At 68.8% G+C, this 19,026-nt stretch carries 26 protein-coding genes; 21 read left to right on the top strand and 5 right to left on the bottom strand.

The genetic code is table 11. The features are described 5' to 3' along the window. The 4 genes from fliQ to IE100_RS04145 are packed head-to-tail and all read right to left on the bottom strand — an operon-like array spanning window position 1 to window position 2,239. On the bottom strand, window positions 1-273 hold the full coding sequence (gene fliQ, locus IE100_RS04160; protein ID WP_047968382.1) for a flagellar biosynthesis protein FliQ: 273 nt from the start codon (window positions 271-273) through the stop codon (window positions 1-3). Next, window positions 273-1,031, bottom strand: a complete 759-nt coding sequence (gene fliP / locus IE100_RS04155; RefSeq protein WP_189372872.1) for a flagellar type III secretion system pore protein FliP — start codon at window positions 1,029-1,031, stop codon at window positions 273-275. The genes fliQ and fliP overlap by 1 nt, the downstream gene beginning before the upstream one ends. Further along, window positions 1,028-1,381, bottom strand: a complete 354-nt coding sequence (gene fliN / locus IE100_RS04150; protein WP_189372871.1) for a flagellar motor switch protein FliN — start codon at window positions 1,379-1,381, stop codon at window positions 1,028-1,030. Before fliN ends, fliP begins: the two co-directional genes overlap by 4 nt. A gap of 3 nt (window positions 1,382-1,384) precedes the next feature. Then, entirely contained in the window at window positions 1,385-2,239 is an 855-nt protein-coding gene (locus IE100_RS04145; protein WP_189372870.1) for a FliM/FliN family flagellar motor C-terminal domain-containing protein, read from the bottom strand. A 226-nt stretch (window positions 2,240-2,465) separates the two neighbouring features. Here IE100_RS04145 and fliE point away from each other — a divergent pair, with 226 nt between their 5' ends. The 18 genes from fliE (at window position 2,466) to IE100_RS04055 (ending at window position 16,686) form a co-directional block, all read left to right on the top strand. After that, window positions 2,466-2,804 carry a flagellar hook-basal body complex protein FliE gene (gene fliE / locus IE100_RS04140; RefSeq protein ID WP_189372869.1) on the top strand — a complete coding sequence of 113 codons (339 nt, stop codon included), beginning with the start codon at window positions 2,466-2,468 and terminating at the stop codon, window positions 2,802-2,804. A 13-nt stretch (window positions 2,805-2,817) separates the two neighbouring features. Next, entirely contained in the window at window positions 2,818-4,512 is a 1,695-nt protein-coding gene (gene fliF / locus IE100_RS04135) for a flagellar basal-body MS-ring/collar protein FliF (RefSeq protein WP_189372868.1), read from the top strand. Then, entirely contained in the window at window positions 4,496-5,557 is a 1,062-nt protein-coding gene (locus tag IE100_RS04130) for a flagellar motor switch protein FliG (RefSeq protein ID WP_189372867.1), read from the top strand. The genes fliF and IE100_RS04130 overlap by 17 nt, the downstream gene beginning before the upstream one ends. Continuing rightward, window positions 5,554-6,240, top strand: coding sequence for a flagellar assembly protein FliH (gene fliH / locus IE100_RS04125; RefSeq protein ID WP_189372866.1), 687 nt, complete (start codon window positions 5,554-5,556; stop codon window positions 6,238-6,240). The genes IE100_RS04130 and fliH overlap by 4 nt, the downstream gene beginning before the upstream one ends. A gap of 1 nt (window position 6,241) precedes the next feature. Next, window positions 6,242-7,552: a flagellar protein export ATPase FliI gene (gene fliI / locus IE100_RS04120; protein WP_189372865.1), complete on the top strand. Its 1,311-nt coding sequence runs from the start codon at window positions 6,242-6,244 to the stop codon at window positions 7,550-7,552. Beyond that, window positions 7,549-7,995 (top strand): flagellar FliJ family protein, encoded by a 447-nt coding sequence (locus IE100_RS04115; protein WP_189372864.1) that lies wholly within the window; start codon window positions 7,549-7,551, stop codon window positions 7,993-7,995. The genes fliI and IE100_RS04115 overlap by 4 nt, the downstream gene beginning before the upstream one ends. A gap of 78 nt (window positions 7,996-8,073) precedes the next feature. Beyond that, on the top strand, window positions 8,074-9,423 hold the full coding sequence (gene fliD, locus IE100_RS04110; RefSeq protein ID WP_268245202.1) for a flagellar filament capping protein FliD: 1,350 nt from the start codon (window positions 8,074-8,076) through the stop codon (window positions 9,421-9,423). Window positions 9,424-9,436: 13 nt separating this feature from the next. After that, complete coding sequence (gene fliS / locus IE100_RS04105; RefSeq protein WP_189372863.1) at window positions 9,437-9,829, top strand: flagellar export chaperone FliS; 393 nt, start codon at window positions 9,437-9,439, stop codon at window positions 9,827-9,829. After that, the gene (locus IE100_RS04100) at window positions 9,816-10,103 is read left to right on the top strand and encodes a hypothetical protein (RefSeq protein ID WP_189372862.1); all 288 of its coding nucleotides are present in this window, start codon (window positions 9,816-9,818) and stop codon (window positions 10,101-10,103) included. The genes fliS and IE100_RS04100 overlap by 14 nt, the downstream gene beginning before the upstream one ends. Further along, complete coding sequence (locus tag IE100_RS04095) at window positions 10,100-11,215, top strand: flagellar hook-length control protein FliK (protein ID WP_189372861.1); 1,116 nt, start codon at window positions 10,100-10,102, stop codon at window positions 11,213-11,215. Before IE100_RS04100 ends, IE100_RS04095 begins: the two co-directional genes overlap by 4 nt. Further along, on the top strand, window positions 11,212-11,682 hold the full coding sequence (locus tag IE100_RS04090; RefSeq protein ID WP_189372860.1) for a flagellar basal body-associated FliL family protein: 471 nt from the start codon (window positions 11,212-11,214) through the stop codon (window positions 11,680-11,682). Before IE100_RS04095 ends, IE100_RS04090 begins: the two co-directional genes overlap by 4 nt. 3 nt (window positions 11,683-11,685) lie before the next feature. Then, window positions 11,686-12,384, top strand: a complete 699-nt coding sequence (locus IE100_RS04085) for a FliA/WhiG family RNA polymerase sigma factor (protein ID WP_189372859.1) — start codon at window positions 11,686-11,688, stop codon at window positions 12,382-12,384. A gap of 39 nt (window positions 12,385-12,423) precedes the next feature. Beyond that, a complete protein-coding gene (motA, locus tag IE100_RS04080) occupies window positions 12,424-13,287 on the top strand; it encodes a flagellar motor stator protein MotA (RefSeq protein WP_189372858.1) in 864 nt (287 codons plus the stop codon). Between the two features lie 13 nt (window positions 13,288-13,300). Next, window positions 13,301-14,290 (top strand): flagellar motor protein MotB, encoded by a 990-nt coding sequence (locus tag IE100_RS04075; RefSeq protein ID WP_189372857.1) that lies wholly within the window; start codon window positions 13,301-13,303, stop codon window positions 14,288-14,290. A gap of 243 nt (window positions 14,291-14,533) precedes the next feature. After that, on the top strand, window positions 14,534-15,217 hold the full coding sequence (locus tag IE100_RS04070; RefSeq protein WP_189372856.1) for a Crp/Fnr family transcriptional regulator: 684 nt from the start codon (window positions 14,534-14,536) through the stop codon (window positions 15,215-15,217). Window positions 15,218-15,300: 83 nt separating this feature from the next. After that, window positions 15,301-15,564 (top strand): flagellar biosynthesis anti-sigma factor FlgM, encoded by a 264-nt coding sequence (flgM, locus tag IE100_RS04065; protein WP_189372855.1) that lies wholly within the window; start codon window positions 15,301-15,303, stop codon window positions 15,562-15,564. Window positions 15,565-15,566: 2 nt separating this feature from the next. Next, a complete protein-coding gene (gene flgN / locus IE100_RS04060; RefSeq protein WP_189372854.1) occupies window positions 15,567-15,998 on the top strand; it encodes a flagellar export chaperone FlgN in 432 nt (143 codons plus the stop codon). Then, window positions 15,985-16,686, top strand: a complete 702-nt coding sequence (locus IE100_RS04055) for a glucosaminidase domain-containing protein (RefSeq protein ID WP_189372853.1) — start codon at window positions 15,985-15,987, stop codon at window positions 16,684-16,686. Before flgN ends, IE100_RS04055 begins: the two co-directional genes overlap by 14 nt. Before the next feature lie 21 nt (window positions 16,687-16,707). On the opposite strand, the gene flgA is transcribed toward IE100_RS04055, so the two are convergent. Beyond that, window positions 16,708-17,433, bottom strand: coding sequence for a flagellar basal body P-ring formation chaperone FlgA (gene flgA, locus IE100_RS04050; protein ID WP_189372852.1), 726 nt, complete (start codon window positions 17,431-17,433; stop codon window positions 16,708-16,710). 130 nt (window positions 17,434-17,563) lie between these two features. Between flgA and flgB the strand changes: the two genes are divergently transcribed. The 3 genes from flgB to IE100_RS04035 are packed head-to-tail and all read left to right on the top strand — an operon-like array spanning window position 17,564 to window position 19,026. Next, window positions 17,564-17,923 (top strand): flagellar basal body rod protein FlgB, encoded by a 360-nt coding sequence (gene flgB, locus IE100_RS04045; RefSeq protein ID WP_189372851.1) that lies wholly within the window; start codon window positions 17,564-17,566, stop codon window positions 17,921-17,923. A 3-nt stretch (window positions 17,924-17,926) separates the two neighbouring features. Beyond that, the gene (gene flgC / locus IE100_RS04040) at window positions 17,927-18,340 is read left to right on the top strand and encodes a flagellar basal body rod protein FlgC (RefSeq protein ID WP_047966881.1); all 414 of its coding nucleotides are present in this window, start codon (window positions 17,927-17,929) and stop codon (window positions 18,338-18,340) included. Then, entirely contained in the window at window positions 18,340-19,026 is a 687-nt protein-coding gene (locus IE100_RS04035) for a flagellar hook capping FlgD N-terminal domain-containing protein (protein ID WP_189372850.1), read from the top strand. The genes flgC and IE100_RS04035 overlap by 1 nt, the downstream gene beginning before the upstream one ends.

Below are 19,026 nucleotides of genomic sequence, written 5' to 3'. Positions count from 1 at the left end.
TCAGCCGACCAGCGTGGCGGCGCGCTGGAAGATGTCGATGCAGAAATCCATCAGCATGCCGGTGATCCAGTGCCCGGCCAGCGCGATGGTGGCCAGCGTCACCAGCAGGCGCGGCAAAAAGGACAGCGTCTGTTCGTTGATCTGCGTCGCCGCCTGCACCAGGCTGACGATGACGCCGACGATCAGGCTGGGCAGCACCAGCAGCACCACCAGCACGATCACTACGTGCAGGCTGTCGTTGACGAGGTCGACGGCAATATCGGGAGTCAGCATCAGTAGGCCTGTATCGAGGTAACCAGGGTGTTGACGGTCAGCGACCAGCCGTCCACCAGCACGAACAGCAAGAGCTTCAGCGGCAGCGAGATCACCAGCGGCGACAGCATCATCATGCCCATCGCCATCAGCACGCTGGACACCACCAGATCAATCACCAGGAAGGGGATGAACAGCATGCAGCCGATCTGGAACGCGGTCTTCAGCTCCGACAGCACGAAGGCGGCCAGCTTCACCGCAAAGGCGTGCTGGCGCGGGTCGCGGATGTGGCTTTCGCCGGACAGCTTGGCGATCTGCGCCAGCGCGCTCTTGCCGGTCTGCGCCAGCATGAAGCGCGACAGCGGCGCCTCGGCGCGCAGCAGCGCCTCCGGCATGCTGATCTGGTCCTGGTCGTAGGGCAGCATCGCCTTGTTCCACACCTCGACGCCGACCGGGCGCATCACCAGTAGCGTCAGGATCAGCGCCACGCCGGTGACGATGCGGTTGGGCAGGCCCTGCTGCAGGCCCAGCGCCTGGCGCAGCAGCGACAGCACGATCACGAAGCGGGTGAAGCTGGTCATCATCAGCACCAGCACCGGCAGCAGACCGAGCAGGGTCATCAGCACCAGGATCTGGGTCTTGACGGTGAAATCCACCGCGCCACCCTGGCCGCTGGCGGACAGCAGCTTCAGCGTATCGTCGGCCTGCGCCAGCGGCGCGGCCAGCAGCAACAGCGCCGGCAGCAGCGGCCGCCAGCGGCGCCACAGCAATGCCATCATGAGGTCAGCGCGTCGAGGTCGAGATTGTCCAGCGCGATCACGCGCAGGCCGTAGTTCTCGCCGGCGACCACCACTTCGGCCTTGCCGATGGCGGTGCCGTTGATCTTGATATCCAGCGGCGCGCCGGCCAGCTTGTCCAGCTCGATCACCGAGCCGGGGTCGATGCTGGCGAGGTCGGCGAGCGAGATCTCGGCGGTGCCGACTTCCAGCGTCAGCGACACCGGGATCTTGCGCAGGAAGCCCTGCATGTCGCGCGCCGGGCGTGCCGCGGCTAGCGGCTCGGGGCTGGCGTCGGCGGCGGGCATGCCGTCCAGCATGCCGTCGAGGTCGAAATCGTCGGGTGATTGCATCGTTTACTCCACATCCTGAAATGAGGTAAGGCACAGCTTGCCGCCGCGGTCGACCACGCTGGCGGCGAACAGGCGCTTGCGGCCAACGTAGACATCGGTCTGCGGCGGCAGCCGGATCGGCAGCACGCTGCCGACCTGCAGGTCGAGCACCTCGCCCAGCGGCAGCCGTTTTTCCAGCAGCTGCGCGCGCAGGCGCAGGCGCAGCTGCTCGGTGAACGGCAGCGGCTCGCTGCTGGCCACCGTTTCCGGCAGCCGGTCGCCGGCCAGCTGTTGCAGCAGGTAGCCGACGCTGTCGTCGTCCAGCCCCAGCGCGATGCGGCCCTGCGGTGCGCCGCTGGCGTCGGCCAGGGTCAGCACCGCCTCCCAGCTCGGCTTGTCGCGCAGCGCGAACGACAGGTTGTCGATGCCGTCGCCGGCGGCCAGCGCATGGCCGCCGCGCTGCATGCTGGCCAGCAGCAGCTGCGACAGGCGGTTGCCGAGCAGGCGCGCCAGGCGGTGTTCGGTTTCGGTTTCCCGGCTGCCGTCGGCCGCGCCGGCACCGCTGCCGTTGCCGCCGTAGCGGTAGTCGAGGATCTGCAGCAGCAGCCGGCGTTCGATGTGCACGGCGAAGGCGCCGCCGCCCCAGCGGTGCCAGGTGCGGCGCGGCGCCTCCTGCGGCGCGTCGCCGGCAACGAGCTCGCCGAGCACGAAGCGGGCGTGGTAGCGCGCGTTCAGCTCGCGCTGCACGAAGTCGGCCAGCGCCTGCTGCAGGGTGCGCAAGTACACGGGCAGCAGGTGGAAGGGGCGGCCCAGGGTTGCGGTGGCAACGGGGGGCAGTCGCGCACCGTCGGCTGGAGCAAGAATTCTGGACTTGGGCATGGCGGGTCGGTTTCTGGTGGCGGTATCGGGCCGGCCGGCGGGCGGTTGCCGCCGCGACGCACTGGCGGAAGCCGCATCTTACTGAATGCCCTCCGGCCGGAAGGGTGAAAATTCACATAACGATCTGTGAAAATTTACACGGTTCATTGGTAAGTGCACGTTTAAACTGCGCCACGTTCTTATCCTTCCTGCATCGCGCAGGCAAACGCTTTTCGTGAGAGAGAGCATGGCAATTAACCTTGATCTGCTGATCGCTGCCGATCAGCAGCAGATCGCCAAAGACATGGGTGCGCTGACGCACATCGCGGCCGCCTCGCCGCTGGAGACGGGCAGCGCCGACACGGCGGTCAGTTTCTCCGGCGCGATGATGAGGGCGGTCAGCGAGGTCGATACCCAGAACCGCGTCGCCAGCGACAAGATGGCCGATGTCGACAGCGGCCGCAGCGACGACCTGGTCGGCGCTATGATGCTGAGCCAGGAAGCCAGCCTGTCCTTCTCCATGCTGATGCAGGTCCGTAACAAGGTCGTCGCCGCCGTCGACGACCTGATCAAGATGCCAATCTGACTGGCGGTTCCCCGTGCTGACTCAACTCAAAAACGGCTTTTCCGGCCTGCGGGCCAAAGGCCTGCCCCCGGCGGCGCTGCCCGCCGCCGCCTGGCGTTACCTGTTGCCGCTGCTGATGCTGGCGCTGGCGCTCACCGTGCTGGTGGTGGTCTACCTGTGGCACGACGACGCCAGCTACAAGCCGGTGTTCGGCGAGCAGGAAAAGGTGTCCGCCGCCGACATGATGGCGGTGCTCGACGCCGAGAAGATCCCCTATCGCCTGCATCCGCAGAGCGGCCAGGTGCTGGTGCCGGAGGCGCAGCTGGGCCGCGTGCGCATGCAGCTGGCCGGCAAGGGCGTGGTGGCGCAGCTGCCGGCCGGGCTGGAGCTGCTCGACAACAACGATCCACTGGGCGTCAGCCAGTTCGTGCAGGACGTGCGCTTCCGCCGCGGCCTGGAGGGCGAGCTGGTACAGAGCATCCTGGCGCTGGAGCCGGTGCGCGCCGCGCGCGTGCACCTGTCGCTGCCCAAGAGCAGCGCCTTCGTCGGCGCCAGCGAAGACAAGGGCTCGGCCTCGGTGGTGGTGACGCTGAAGGCGGGGCAGAGCCTGAGCAACGAACAGGTGTCCGCCATCGTCAAGCTGGTGTCCGGCAGCGTGTCCACGCTGGACCCGGCCCGGGTGACGCTGGTCGACCAGGCCGGCAACCTGCTGTCGGCGCGGCTGACGCTGGCCGAGGGCGGCACGCTGCTCAACGAGAGCGACAGCGAGCGCCGCCACCGCGAGCAGGCGCTGGAGAACGTGCGCGCCTTGCTGGCGCCGGTGGTCGGCGCCGACAACTTCCGCGTCAGCATCGCCGCCGAAGTCGACAACGACCGCGTCAACGAAACGCGCGAGAAGTACGGCGAGGCGCCGAAGGTGACCAACGAGGCCTCGCGCGAGGAAAAGACCAACGAAAAGGCGGCGCTGGGCATCCCCGGCTCGCTGTCCAACCTGCCGATCGACACCGACGCCTCGATGCCGGTGGCCGATAGCGCCGCGGTCAGCAAGAACGCCGTCACCCGCCAGTACGCCTACGACCGCAGCATCATGCAGATCCAGCATGCGCGCGGCGAGCTGTCGCGCCTCAGCGTGGCGGTGGTGCTGAACGAGGGCGCGGCGCCGAACGGCAAGGCGTGGACGCCGGCGCAGCTGGCCGGCATCGACAAGCTGCTGCGCGGCGGCCTCGGCATCAAGGCCGAGCGCGGCGACGCGCTGGTGCTGTCGGCACTGGCCTTCCCGGCGCAGGCGGCGCCGCTGCCGTGGTGGGAAGAGGGCGGCGTGTGGCTGCCGGCCGCGCTGTCGTGGGCCGGTTACGCGATCAGCGGCCTGCTGCTGTACCTGCTGCTGGCGCGACCGCTGTTGAAGCTGCTGCGGCAAAGGTTGGCCGCACCGCTGCCGGCGGCCCTGCCGGTGGCGATGGCCGGCCCGGAGCCGCTGCTGCTGACCCCGGACGACACGCCGCAGCCGGCCCCGGCCGACGAGCGCGCCGCGGTGGCGGCGCTGCCGGACCCGACGGCGGCACGCAGCGGCAGCACCGTGGTGCCGCTGCTGGAGAACTACGATCTGCCGCCGGCCGGTTCCAGCGTCGACGTGCTGGTCGATCACCTGAAGCATCTGGCGGCGAAAGAGCCGGAGCGCGTCGCCGAAGTCGTCAAACAATGGGTACAGAAAAATGGACGAACTCAATAAGTCCGACCTGCTCAACAACGCGGCGGCCAGCGCCGGCATCGCGCTGGGCAACGCGGACGGCATGACGCCGCTGGAACAGGCCGCCATCCTGCTGCTGTGCATGGGCGAGGAGCCGGCGTCGGCGGTGCTGCGCTGCCTGTCGCGCGAGGAGCTGCTGGCGGTGACGCAGGAGATGTCGTCGCTGAGCGGCATCAAGGTTGACGCGGTGAAGACCAGCATCCAGAAGTTCTTCGATGAATACCGCGAGCAGAGCGGGGTGCACGGTGCCAGCCGCGCCTTCCTCAAGCGCTCGCTGGACCTGGCGCTGGGCAGCGACATCGCCAACAGCGTGCTCAACAATATCTACGGCGACGCCATCCGCCCGAAAATGGCGCGCCTGCAGTGGGTGTCGCCGAAGTGGCTGGCCGACCGCATCGCCGGCGAACACGTGCGCATGCAGGCGGTGTTCCTCGCCTTCCTGCCTCCGGCGCTGGCCGGGCAGGTGGTCGACGCGCTGCCGCAGGACAGCCGCGACCTGGTGCTGGTCAACATCGCGCGGCTGAAGGACATCGACCGCGAACTGCTGCAGGAGCTGGAGGAGCTGGTCAACAGCTGCCTGGACAGCCTGCACACGCAAAGCACGCTGGTGGAAGGCATGCAGCAGACCGCCGACATCATCAACCGCCTGCCGGGCGACCGCGCGCGCATGATCGAGCTGCTGCGCGGCCACGATCCGGAGATCGTCAACGAGATCGAGGCGCGCATGTACGACTTCTTCATCCTGTCGCGCCAGACCGAGACCGTGCTGCTGCGCCTGACCGAGGAAGTGCCGCTGGAGATGTGGGCGATCGCGCTGAAGGGCGCCGAGCCGGCGGTCAGCCAGGCCATCACCCAGACCATGCCGCGCCGCCAGGCGCAGGCGTTCGAGGCGATGATGCGCCGCTCCGGCCCGGTGCCGCTCAGCCGCGTCGAGGAAGTGCGCCGCGACATCATGGCGCAGGTCAAGACGCTGGCCGACGCCGGCGAGATCGACCTGCAGCTGTTCGCCGAGGAAGTCGTCGAGTGAACCCCTGGCGTCCCTACCGCTTTCCGCCGCTGCTGGCGGCGCAGCTGGCGACCCAGCTTGACGCCGGCTCGGCGCAGGCGTCCGCCGCCGACGGCTTCCGCCAGGGCATGGACCTGGGCTACGGCGAGGGCTACGCCAGCGGCGAGAGCGCCGGCAAGCAGGCCGGTTTTGACGCCGGCCTCGCCGCCGGGCGCGAGCAGGGCCGCCGCGAGGCGATGCAGCAGGTGCTGGCCCAGTTCGACGGCGCGGCACGGCCGCTGGACGCCGCCACCGCCGCCATGGAGCGCTGCCGCGTCGACTACCAGAGCGCGCTGCGCGAGGACGTGATCAACCTGGTGGCCAAGGTGGCGCGGCAGGTGATCCGCTGCGAGCTGACGCTGAAACCGGCGCAGATCCTCGACCTGGTGGAGGAAACGTTGGCCGCACTGCCGCCGCGCGCCGGCGAGGTGGAAATCCTGCTCAACAGCGAGGAATACCAGCGCATCCGCGAGCTGGCGCCGGAACGCGCCAGCCGCTGGGCGCTGCGCCCGGACAGCACGCTGGCGCAGGGCGAGTGCCGCATCCGCAGCGCCGACAGCGACATCGACGCCGGCTGCGAGCAGCGCCTCGGCGCCTGCGTCGAGCGCCTGCGCGAACAATTGAGTGCCGACAGCGCGCTGCCGCTGCCGGCCGGGGACGACTGAGATGCTGCGCGACGCGCTGGCGCGGCTGGACCTGTCCGACGTGCCGCTGGCCACCGTCACCGGCAAGCTGGTCGGCGCCTCCGGCCTGCTGCTGGAGAGCATCGGCTGTCCGCTGGAAACCGGGCAGCGTTGCCTGATCGAGACCGCCGGCGGCCACTACCTGGAAGCGCAGGTGGTCGGTTTCCGCCGCGAGGTGTCCTACCTGATGCCGTACAAGAAGCCGGTCGGGCTCAGCACCGGCGCGCGGGTGATTCCCGCCGCCGACAGCGCCGGGCTGATGATCGGCGACAGCTGGCTGGGGCGCATCGTCAACGGCCTGGGCGAGCCGCTGGACGAGCGCGGCCGCCTCGGCGGCGACATGCCGCTGGCGGCGCATCCGCCGCAGATCAACCCGCTGCGCAAGCAGCCGGTGGCACAGCCGCTGGATGTCGGCGTCGCCGCCATCAACGGCCTGTTGACGCTGGGCCGCGGCCAACGTGTCGGCCTGTTCGCCGGCAGCGGCGTCGGCAAGAGCGTGCTGCTGGGCATGATCACCCGCCACACCGAGGCCGACGTGGTGGTGGTCGGCCTGATCGGCGAGCGCGGCCGCGAGGTGCGCGAATTCGTCGAGCACGCGCTGGGGCCGGCCGGCCTCGCCAAGGCGGTGCTGGTGGTGGCGCCGGCCGACGAATCGCCGCTGATGCGGCTGAAGGCGACCGAGCTGTGCCACACCATCGCCGCCCATTTCCGTGATCAGGGCCGCAACGTGCTGCTGCTGGTCGATTCGCTGACCCGCTACGCGATGGCGCAGCGCGAGGTGGCGCTGGCGCTGGGCGAACCGCCGGCGACGCGCGGCTACCCGCCGTCGGTGTTCGGCATGCTGCCGGCGCTGGCGGAAACGGCCGGCAACGGCGAGGGCACGAGCGGCAGCATGACCGCGATCTACACCGTGCTGGCGGAGGGCGACGACCAGCAGGACCCGGTGGCCGACACCGCGCGCGCCATTCTCGACGGCCACATCGTGCTGTCGCGGGCGCTGGCGGAGCAGGGCCACTACCCGGCGATCGACATCGGGGCCTCGGTCAGCCGCTGCATGAGCCAGATCGGCAGCCGGCCTCACCTGGACGCGGCGCGCACGCTGAAGGCGCTGTGGGGCCGCTACCAGGAAATTCGCGGCCTGATCCCGCTCGGCGGCTACGTGCCGGGCGCCGACGCCCAGGCCGACCGCGCGGTACGGCTGATGCCGCAGATCGAACAGCTGCTGTGCCAGCGTGCCGACGACGCCGTCACGCTGCCGCAGGTGATCGCACAACTGGAGGCGATGCTCGCATGATCAAGGCCCGCACCACGCTGCAAAACCTGCAGCAACTGCTGACGCTGAAGGACGCCGACGTGGCGCGCCTGCAGCGCGAAGTCGCCGACAAGCGGCAGCTGCAGGAACGCTACCAGCGCAACATCCAGCGCATGGACGAGCTGTGCCGCCACAGCGGGGCCAGCGGCAGCCGCACGCTGCCGGCGCTTGCCCTCAATTGCGCCGGCTACAAGGACGCGCTGCTGCAGCTGAAACAGTCGCAGCAGCTGGACCTGCAGCTGGCCGAGGCCGACACCGCGGTCAGCCAGCAGGCGCTGCTGGCGGCAAGCAGGCGGCGCGAGGTGCTGGCGAGCCTGCAGCAGCGCACCGCCGCCGATCTGGCGCAGCAGCAGCAACGGCAGGAACAGAAGCGCAGCGACGACCAGGCCAGCCTGGCGTGGCTGCGACAGCAGGGGTTGATGTGATTATTCACACTTTTTCAAGCAAACAGCGCGCCGCGTCGCCTTGTCAGGTATTCGCTACGCGTTCGGAGGAACAGGAAAGTGGAGATTAATCCGTCACAGATGGCATCGCAGATGGCATCGATCTACATGCAGAGCGCCGAGCAGCAGCTGGCGGCGCAGAACAAGACCAGCAAGGCGCGCAGCGACGGCCTCAGCCAGTTGCAGAAGGCGCTGCAGGACTTCCGCAGCAGCCTTGCCACCCTGGCCGGCAAGAAGAGCATGCTGGCGATGAGCGCCAGCCTGAGCCGCGACGGTATCGCCACCGCCAGCGCCGGGGCCACCGCGCAGGCCGGCAGCTATTCGCTGTTCGTGGACAAGGTCGCCACCGCGCACCAGCTGGCGTTCGGCAATATCGGCGGCGTGCCGGCGGCCGAGGGCGGCAGCTTCAGCGTCACGCTGCAGGGCGGCGCCACCTTCAATGTCAGCCTCGCCAGCGCCGACGTCGACGGCGACCTCAGCCTGTCGGCCAGCGAGATCGCGCGCGCCATCAACCAGGCCGCCGACAACCAGGGCAAGGTCAACGCCATGGTGCTGACCGCCGACGGCCAGAGCCGGCTGGTGCTGTCGTCCGCCGCCACCGGCGCCGCCGGCCAGATCAGCCTGAATACCGGCGGTATCGGCAATGCCGCACTGAAGGCGACACTGGACGCGCCGACGCAGCTGAGCGCGGCGCAGGACGCGGAGGTGTGGCTGGGCGAGAAAGGCACCGGGGTGCTGGTGAAACAGGCGTCGAACACCTTTACCGCGATCCAGGGCGTGACGCTGACGCTCAGCCGCGCGATGAGCCCGGGCGACGCGCAACTGCAGCTGACGGTTTCGCGCAACGACGGCGACACCGCGGCCAACCTGCAAAGCTTCGTTGACAGCTACAACTCGCTGCTCAAGTCGCTGGGCACGCTGACCAGCAACGGCGACGGCAAGACCGCCGCCGGCATCTTCGCCACCGATTCCGGGGTGCGCACCCTGCGCGACCAGCTCAACAGCATGGTGCGGCAGAGCATCGGCGGCGTGCGCCTGGCGGAGATGGGCGTCAGCGCCAGCCGCGACGGCAGCCTGACGCTGGACCGCAGCAAGCTGACAAAGCTGCTGCAGGACAAGCCGACCGCGCTGGACAGCTTCTTCAGCGACAGCAACGGCGACGGCCTGATCAAGTCGGTGCGCGGCTACCTCGACCAGTGGCTGAGCACCACCACGGGCGTGATCACGCAGCGCCGCGACTCCATCACGCGCATGCAGGACGATCTGGACAAGCGCCAGATCCGCCTCGAAGCCGAATACCAGCAGGTCTACCAGCGCTATCTGGGGCAGTACTCGCGCCTGCAGGCGATGCAGAGCCAGATGAGCAGCACGCTGGACAGCCTCAACAACTACTTCGCCCAGAACCAATAAGGACCGCGCCATCGTGGACTACGACGCTTACCGCAGCTATCACGCTGTCAACCTGGAATCGCAAACCGCCACCGCCTCGCCGGTGCAGCTGGTGCTGGTGCTGTTTGACGGCCTGCTGGAAGAGCTGGCGCGCGCGCGCGGCCACCTGGAAGAGCGGCGCTACGAGCAGAAGGGCGACAGCATCAGCAAGTGCATCAACATCCTGAACGGCCTGTCCAGCGCGCTGGACAGCGACCACGGCGGCGAGGTGGTGACCAATCTGGCACGGCTGTACGACTACTGCGTGTTCCGCCTCTACCACGCCAGCATCGAGCTGGACCTGGCGGCGCTGGACGAGGTGGTGCAGCTGCTGCACACGCTGAAGGGCGGCTGGATGGGAGTACAGGAACAGCATGCCGCGCTTTGACGTGAACGTTTTCGGCCAGCAGCTGCAGCAGGCGGTGGCCAGCCGCGACTGGGACGCGTTGCAGCGCCTCGACCGCGCGCTGGCCGCGCAGCTGCCGCAGGCGCCACGGCTGTGCCCGGACGAGGTGGCGCAGCTGCAGCAGTTCTATCAGGCGCTGCTGCGCGAGATCGGCAGCGCGCTGCAGCAATCGGAACAGGACATGGCACGCTGCCTGCAGCAGCGCGAGCAGAGTCTTGCCTACGCCAACGTCAGCGAATTTGCGGAACAACCATGAACAGCCCCCTTTTGGCGCCTGCCGCCACCCCCGTTCCTGCCACCGCCCCCGCCAGTGCGGCCGTGGCACCGGCCTTGCCGTCTGCCACGGCCGTCGGCAGCGCCCCGTCGCTGTTTGCACTGCTGATGGACGGCCTGCCGGCGAGCGACGGCGAGCTTGCGACCGACACGGCCGCGCCTGACGCGGCGAGCGCCGGCAGCGCGGCACCGGTGCTGGCTGGCGCGTTGCCATTCGCCCCGCTGCCCCTGCCGTCGGCGAGCGCACCGGTACCGGTCGCCGACACGGCGACCACGCCGGTCGGCGCTGGTGCCGTGCCGGCGCCTGTCGCCGGCCTGACGTCGCCGGGCACGGAGCCGGCCGCGCCGGCCACCCTTGTTCCGCTGGCGACGCGTGCGACGGCTCCGGCCGCGGCCTTGGCGGCAACGGCACTGCCGGTCATGGCGGGCAGCCTGCTTGCGGCCAACGTTGGCCGCAACGGCGGTACGAGCAGCGAGGGCAGCAGCCCGCTCGCAGGCAGCAGCAGCGAGGCGGCCGCGCCGTTGACGGCTGACGCGACGGCCGGCGCACCGTTGCCGGCCGAGCCGCGCTTGCTGGCCGGTAGCCTGAGCGCGCTGCCGGTGCCGGCGCACGAACTGGGCCAGCGCCCGGCGGCCGCGGCGGCGGTGCCGGAGTGGGCGCCGCTGCCGGTCGAGGACGGCAGCGCCAGCGCCCAGGGCGGCGCGCTGCACCAGCTGCTGGCGCAGCGGCTGGCGGTGCAGTCCAGCCACGGCATCGACCGCGCGCTGATCCGCCTCGACCCGCCGTCGTTCGGCTCGCTGGAGATCGCGCTGCGCCACGAGGGCGGCCACCTGACGGTGCAGCTGACCGCCAGCAACGGCGACATGGCGCGCCAGCTGCAGGGCATCGGCGATCTGCTGCGCCAGGAACTGGGCAACCGCCAGTTCCAGTCGGTGCAGCTGGAGGTGCGCCACGGCGCCGGCGACGGCCAGGGCGGGCAGCAGCAGGGACGGCGCGAGCCGGAGCAGCAGGCGAGCCCGGGGCGCGCGCTGCAGCTGGCGACAGAAGATGACGGATTTGGCCTGGCACCTTACCAGGCAGGAGCAGAAGCATGAAAAGCAAGACGGTGGTGATTTTCGCGGGCAGCATGCTGCTGACGCTGTTGCTGGGCGGCGGCGGCACCTACTGGTGGCTGCAGCAGCAGGGCGGAGTCGCCGCGCTGCACAGCCCGCTGCGCGAGCCGGTGGCCGCGGCCGAGCCGGCGACGCCCAAGCGCTACCTCACCCTCGACAAGATCATCGTGATGCTGCGCGAGGCGGGGCAGGACGAGCTGCACTACATGTCGATCGATCTGGTGTTCCGCACCGACAACGAGCAGCAGGCGCAGGTGAAGGAGCAGCTGCCGCTGCTGAAGAGCATCGCGGTACGCGCGCTGTCGCAGCTGACGCGCACGCAGGCAGCGGCGATGAGCGTGGACCAGTTCCAGGCCCTGCTGCTGCAGCACTACGGCGCGGCCTACCGCAAGGACCAGCAGCCGCAGCCGTTCAGCGACGTGCTGGTCAGCAAGCTGATCGTCGAGTAAGCGATGAACGCCGCCTACGCGCTGTTCGACACCCCGGCGCTGGACGAGGGCGCGATCATCGCCCGCCACGCGCCGCTGGTGAAGCGCGCGGTACGGCAGCTGTCGTCGCAGGTCGGCGCGGTGCTGGAGCGCGAGGACATGGAGCAGGTCGGCCTGCTGGCGCTGCTGGAGGCGGCGCGGCGCTACGGCGAGCCGGACGAGCAGTTCACCGGTTTTGCCATGCTGCGCATCCGCGGCGCCATCCTCGACGAATTGCGGCGCCTGGACTGGCGGCCGCGCAGCGTGCGCCAGGACGCGCACCGCCTGCGCGACGGCTGGCGCGCGCTGACGCGGCAGCTGGGGCGCGAGCCGTCGGAGCGCGAGGCGGCCGCGGCGCTGGGTATCAGCCTCGACGAGGTGCAGGCGCTGCTGCTGGCGGAAAACGCCGAGGCGATGCACAGCTTCGACGAGATCGTCGCCAACGGCGGCGATGTCGGCGACGAGCGTGCGCCGGAGCAGCAGCTGCAGCTGCGCATCGCGCTGGCATCGGCGCTGCGGCACCTGGCGCCGCGCGAGCAGCAGGTGATCCAGCTGTACTACGAGCACGAGCTGAGCCTGAAGGAAATCGCGTTGGTGCTGGAGCTGACCGAGGCGCGGGTGTGCCAGATCAACAAGGCGGCACTGAAGAAGATGAAAAACTGCCTGGCGGCAACACCCGACTGAGGACCGCCGCCGGCTCTTGCTTAACAGGGAAGGAACAACATGCAGCTCATCGTGGGCATCAGCATCGTGCTGGTGTGTGTATTTGGCGGCTTCATGCTGCATGGCGGCTCGATGGCGGTGATCTGGCAGCCGGTGGAGCTGCTGATCATCTGCGGCGCGGCGCTGGGCGCGCTGGTGCTGGGCAACCCCAAGCACGTGCTGGTGGAGATGGTGGGCCAGATCAAGCGCATCGTGCTGCGCAAGAAGCACGGTGCCGAGTTCCAGCGCCAGCTGCTGCTGCTGATGTACGAGCTGCTGATCACCGCGAGCCAGGGGCTGAAGGCGCTGGACGAGCACGTGGAATCGCCGCGGCAGAGCCCGCTGTTCAACCGCTACCCGCTGGTGCTGGAGCAGCCGAAGCTGCTGGCCTTCATCGTCGACAACTTCCGCCTGATGGCGATGGGCAAGATCAACGCGCACGAGCTGGAAGGCGTGCTGGACCAGGAGATCGACGCCATCCACGAGGAGCTGAGCCAGCCGTCGAAATCGCTGCACAAGATCGGCGAGGGCATGCCGGGCTTCGGCATCCTGGCGGCGGTGCTGGGCATCGTGATGGCGATGAACAGCGTCAGCGAGGGCGCCAGCGCCGGCGAGATCAGCCAGAAGGTGGCGGCGGCGATGGTGGGTACCTTCATCGGCATCTTCTTCTGCTACGGCGTGCTCGACCCGATCAGCAACGTGATGCACCAGCAGGTGAAGGAGGAGCTGTCCAACTTCGAATCGGTGAAGGTGGTGCTGACCACCCACGCCGCCGGCAAGCCGCCGCTGTTGGCGATCGACGCCGGCCGCCGCCTGGTGCAGCTCAATACCAAGCCCAGCTTTTCGCAGCTGGAGTCGTGGATCAATGCGCTGGAAGGCGTGTGAGGCATAGCGCGCAATGAGTGCACTGAAACACCGCGAGCAGCACGAGGGCACGGTCATCAAGAAGGTGTCGCGGCGCGAGGAGGACGGCGCCCACGGCGGCGCCTGGAAGGTGGCGTTCGCCGACTTCGTGCTGGCGCTGATGTGCCTGTTCCTGGTGCTGTGGGTGCTGGCGGCGCGCGAACAGGAAAACCTGGAGCAGCTGCTGCGCGACGGCGGCGGCAAGCCGACCGCGGAGGGCACCAACTACCGCATCGAGCACCAGGGCACGCCGCCGGGCAGCCTGATTCCGCGCGAGCCGGTGCCGGGGATGAGTTCTTCGCAACAGAACCCGAACAGCCAGGTGAAGACCACCGGCTTCCCGACGGTGCTGGATGGCGAGGGGCGCCGCGTGCGCCAGAAGCTGGCGTCGCCGGCGGCGCTGAACCAGCTGGCGCAGATGCTGAGCTCGATGTCGAAACAGGCCGGGCTGGAGAGCAACCTGCAGCTGGTGGTGACGCCGCAGGGCTTGCGCGTGATGCTGCACGACACCGACCGCGAGGGCATGTTCGAGCGCGGCAGCGCCATCATCAACCGCCGCTTCAAGGGCCTGCTGCTGGAGATGGGCCAGCTGCTGTCCTCGCTCGACAACCAGCTGCTGGTGATCGGCCACACCGACGCCATGCAGTACCGCAGCGCCGGCAACACCGCGCTGTCGAACTGGAGCCTGTCCGCCAACCGCGCGATGAGCGCGCGCCTGCACCTGCTCGACGGCGGCCTGCGCAAGGAGAGCGTGCTGCAGGTGGTCGGCATGGCCGACCGCGCGCCGCTGGACAAGCGGCAACCGACCGCGGCGCACAACCGCCGCATCGAGCTGCTGGTGCTGACGCCGACGCAGGCGGAGAACATAAGCGCGATGTTCGGCCCGCCGCAGGCGGCCGGTGCCGACGAAAAACGCAGCGAAATCAGCGTGGCGCCCAACCCCGACCTGGACATGCTGCGCGCCAAGATGAACAACCCCGGCTGAGGGCGCAAGTCCTTGTCGCGCAACGGAAAACCCCGGCCATGTGCCGGGGTTTTCCGTTGCGGGTAGCACGTTGTCGTGCCGGGATCGCGGCGTTTATCGATATTGTAAACATTGTGTATCTAATTGACGGGTTGATTGGTAATATTTACAATCAAATGATAATACGAAAAACGGCCCGTCCGGATGATCCCGGCCGGGATAGAGCAAACCCGTAGTGCACACACTGTAGGAAGAAGTAAAGAAATGAATCTGGACGACATCAAGGCGCAGTTGGCCGCAACCGATTTTTTTGCCGACCAGTCCCCCGTGGTTTTGGACAGAGTGATCGACCATGCCATTTCCCTGCGCGTGCGCAAGGGCGAATACGTGTTCCAGGAGGGGCAGACCGTGTCCGCCATCTACCTGGTCGTCAGCGGCCGCCTGCAGGCGCACGTCTCGGACAGCGCCAACCGCAAGTACGTGCTGATGTTCAACAACCCCGGCGAGCTGATGGGCGAGGTGTCCTACCTTGACGGCGGGCCCTGTGCCTGGAGCGCGATGGCGGAGGAGGACTGCCTGCTGTTCAAGTTCAACCGCCAAGACCTGATCAGCATTTTCGGCACCGCCGACGGCCTGCCCAGCGACACGGTGCGCAACCAGATCCTGATGCGCCTGGCCGGCATGGTGCGCCGCATCTCGGCGTCGGCCAAGAGCCTGGCGCTGCTCGATGTCTACGGCCGCATCCGCCTGCTGTTCAACGACTACACCGTGCACCAGGACGGCGTGATGCAGCTGCAAAAGACCTTCACCCAGCAGGAAATCGCCGACCTGATCGGCTCCTCGCGCGAGATGGTGGCGCGCATCCTGAAGGAGCTGGTGTTCGGCCGCTACATCACCATGGAAAACCGCCGCATCGTGCTGCTGAAGATGCTGCCGGAGAACTTCTGAGCCGGCGCCCGCGCCGATTTAAGTTTTCCGCCGCGACGGTCGTCCTTTACTGGATAACCGTCTTATTCCTGTCCGAGGCCGCCATGCGCATTACCCCACTCCGTCCCGAACTGCGTGACAACGCGATCCAGTCCGACCGCAGCCAGGCGCCGGCCGCCAGCGGCAAGGCGTCTGTCGCGCCGCTGCCGGCTGCCCAGCCACTGAGCCAGGCCGCCGGCGTGCTGCAGGCGCAGCCCGAGGTCGACCTCGACAAGGTGGCCGCGGTGCGCGCCGCGCTGGCACGCGGTGAAATCGGCTTCGACGCGGACAAGCTGGCGGCCATCATCGCCGCCTACCACCGGGGCTGAGCATGACGGCGAAGGCGCAGTGGCGGCAGTTGCTGCAGGACATCCACAGCGACCAGGCCGATTACCGGCAGCTGCAGCTGGCGCTGGAGCAGCAGTTTTCCGCCGCGCTGGCGCACGACGCGGCGGCACTGTCCTGGCACGCCGACCGCATCGGCCAGCTGGTGGCGCAGTTGCAGCAGCGCCGCCTGCGCCGCGAACAGCTGGCGCGGCAGCTGCTGGCCGGCAACGTTGGCCGCAAGCCGTCGCTGACGGCGCTGTTCGCGCTGCTGCCGGAGCCGGCACGCCTGCGCTGCCAGCAGCAGTGGCAGGCGCTGCAGGAACTGGCGGCCGACTGCAAGCGGCTCAACGAGCGCAACGGCCAGCTGCTGCTCAACCAGCACGAGTGCTACCAGCGCGTGCTGTTCGGCGAAAGCGATACCTATGCTGCACCCTGATTTCCGCATCAACATCCCGACCATCACCCCGCCAGCCAGCGGCGGCATCGCGCCGGCGGCGGACGGTGGCCAGTTCGCCGCCGTGTTCCGCGACACGCGCCAGGAAATCACCGCGCTGATCGACCGGGGCTTCCCGGCCGGCGACGAGGCGCTGACCCCGCAAGGGCTGCTGCTGCGGCAGCGGGCACAGGCGGCCGCGGCGCCGCTGGACGGCAGCCATCTCGACGCGCAGCAGCAGGCGTTTCTCGGCGACATCCTGCCGCACGCGCAGAAGGCGGCGCGCGCGCTGGGGGTGTCGCCCGACATCATCGCCGCGCACGCGGCACTGGAATCCGGCTGGGGACAGGCGCCGCTGCGCCGTGCCGACGGCTCCAGCAGCCACAACCTGTTCGGCATCAAGGCCGGGCAGGGCTGGCGCGGCGAGCGCATCGCCGCGCTGACCACCGAACACCAGGACGGGGTGGACGTGAAGCAGGTGGCGCCGTTCCGCGCCTACGCCGACTACGACGGCGCCTTTGCCGACTACGTCAGCCTGCTGTCGTCGTCGCCGCGCTTCAAGGCGGTGCAGGGCGTGGGCAGCGACGCCGCCGCCTTTGCCGCGGTGCTGGCTCGCGGCGGCTACGCCACCGATCCCGCCTACGCCAGCAAGCTGCAGCAGACCGTCAGCCGCCTGCGCGGCCCGGGCTGAGCCCGGCCCGCACCTGGATCCTTACTGGCCGATCTCCGGTCTGACCACGCCGCTGTCGATGACGCGGGCGCGGATGACCTTGCCGCTGTTGCCGTTCTTCACCCGTACCCACTCGTCCTTGCCGGCGGTTTCCAGCGCCGTGCCCGCCACCTCGACGCGGATGCCTTCCTGCTCGGCGACGATCGCCACCGCCATGCCGCGTTTCACCAGCGGTGCCGTTTCCAGCAGCAGGCCGCGCAGCGGCGTGCCCTGGCGGATCTGCGTCTTGCTGCGCAGGCCGTCCAGCGCCACGTCCGGCGCCAGCAGCGGCTGCGGGCTGCGCAGCAGCACGCGCTGTTCGCTGACGTCGTCCGCGCCCAGCGTCTGGCCGGGGTCGATGTCCCTGGCCGCGGCCAGCGCCAGGCCGCTGACTTCGGCGCGGAACAGGTAGCCGATCTCGCCCGCGCCCTGGCAGCGCACCCGCACCCGCACGCGGCCGAGCTGGCTGTCGCTGCCGACTTCGGCCACGGGCTTGCCGAGGCAGCTGCCCGGCGGCTGGCGGGCGGGCAGCGCCTGCAGCCGGACTTGCGGTGCGCGCAGGCCGCTGGCGGCCGCCTGTTGCAGCAGCCATTGCTGCGCGCTCTGCTGCGCCAGTTCGGCCGGGGTGGCGGCCAGCGCGGCCGGCGACAGCAGGCTGCCGGCGCTGGCCAGCAGCAGGCCCGCCGTGCGTCGCAGCGCGGCCGGCGGGCGGTTCGTGAATATTGCCATTGGCTCGGTCTTGGTAATTATTACGTGTACTTGCGGTAGGACGATTAATTAGTATCGCCTTATAACTGGTGGCCAGATTGTCAATCATTGCCACCATATCCATCTTAAGAGAACCGCAAGAGGTGTGGCAATGGGCTTCAGTCTGAGTCAGGCGCTGAGCGTGCATCCGGAGGCGCTGAAACTGCGTGCCGAGCGTACCAAGGTGCTGGCATCCAATATCGCCAACGAAAGCACCCCCGGCTACCAGGCGCGGGATTTCGATTTCCGCAGCGCCCTTGCCGAGTCCGATACCGCCGGCGGCCTGCTGCTGCAGACCGACGGCGGCGAGCTGGCCTACCGCACGCCCAATCATCCGTCGCGGGACGGCAATACCGTGGAGCTGGGCGTGGAGCAGGCCGAGTTCGCGCAGAACGTCGCCGATTTCCAGGTCAGCCTGACTTTTCTCAACATGAAATACAAGGGGCTGGCAAAAGCGATTGCCGGGCAATAAACCATGTCCTTCCGAGATATTTCCCGCATCGCCGGCTCGGCGATGACCGCGCAGACGGTGCGCCTCAATACCGTGGCCAGCAACCTGGCCAACGCCGATTCCGCCGCCGGCTCCGAGGCCGCTGCCTTTCGCGGCCGCAAGCCGGTGTTCGCGAGCCAGATGCAGGGCAGCGGCGAGTGGCAGGGCGTCGGCGTGCGCGTGCTGGACGTGGTGAAAAGCGACAAGCCGGTGCGCAAGGTGAACGATCCGTCCAACCCGCTGGCCGACCAGGACGGCAACGTCTACTTCGGCAACGTCAACGCGGTGGAGGAGATGACCGACATGATGGCCGCCTCGCGCGCGTTCCAGACCAACGTCGAGGTGATGGCGCGGGTGAAGGTGATGCAGCAGGACCTGCTGAAACTGGGAGAAGGCTGATGGCCATCGACGCAAGCGCGCTCAACCAGCGCAGCCAGAACGGCAGCAGCACGCAGGCCACCGCGGTGGCCGGCCAGCAGCTGGGGGCCGACAGCGACATGTTCATGACGCTGCTGATGGCGCAGATCAAGAACCAGAACCCGCTGGAGCCGACCGACCCGGCGCAGTTCGTCGGCCAGCTGGTGCAGATGAACCAGATGCAGAGCACGCTGGGCATGCTGTCGGAGCTGAAAAGCAATGCGCTGATGATGCGCGAGCTGCAGGGCCTGGCGCTGGGCGAGCAGGTCGGCAAGCAGGTGCTGGTGCAGAGCGACCGGCTGCTGCTGGACGGCAAGCCGGTCGGCGGGCGCATCACGCTGGACGGCAGCGACGAAGTGCAGCTGCAGCTCACCGGCGCCGACGGCAGCAGCAAGCTGATCACGCTGGGGCGCCAGGCCGCCGGCGAATTTTCCTTCACGCTGGACCCGGCCGCCCACGGCCTGCCGGCCGGCCAGTACCAGGCGCAGGTGATCACCGCCGCCAAGTCCGGCGCGCGGCTGGAGTTCGCCGCCGAGGTGCAGGCGGTGCGGCTGCCGGTGCAGGGCGGCGAACCGATTCTTTCCCTTGCCGGGCTGGGTGAGTACCCGGCGTCGTCGATCACCCGACTGTTGGGGGCTGCCAGCAGCACCTCGTCTACCAGGAGCTAA

This window comes from Vogesella alkaliphila (assembly GCF_014652475.1).
Classification (GTDB): Bacteria; Pseudomonadota; Gammaproteobacteria; order Burkholderiales; family Chromobacteriaceae; genus Vogesella; species Vogesella alkaliphila.
Note: the sequence above shows the minus strand (reverse complement) of the source record. Positions and strands in the feature narration are given on the sequence as shown.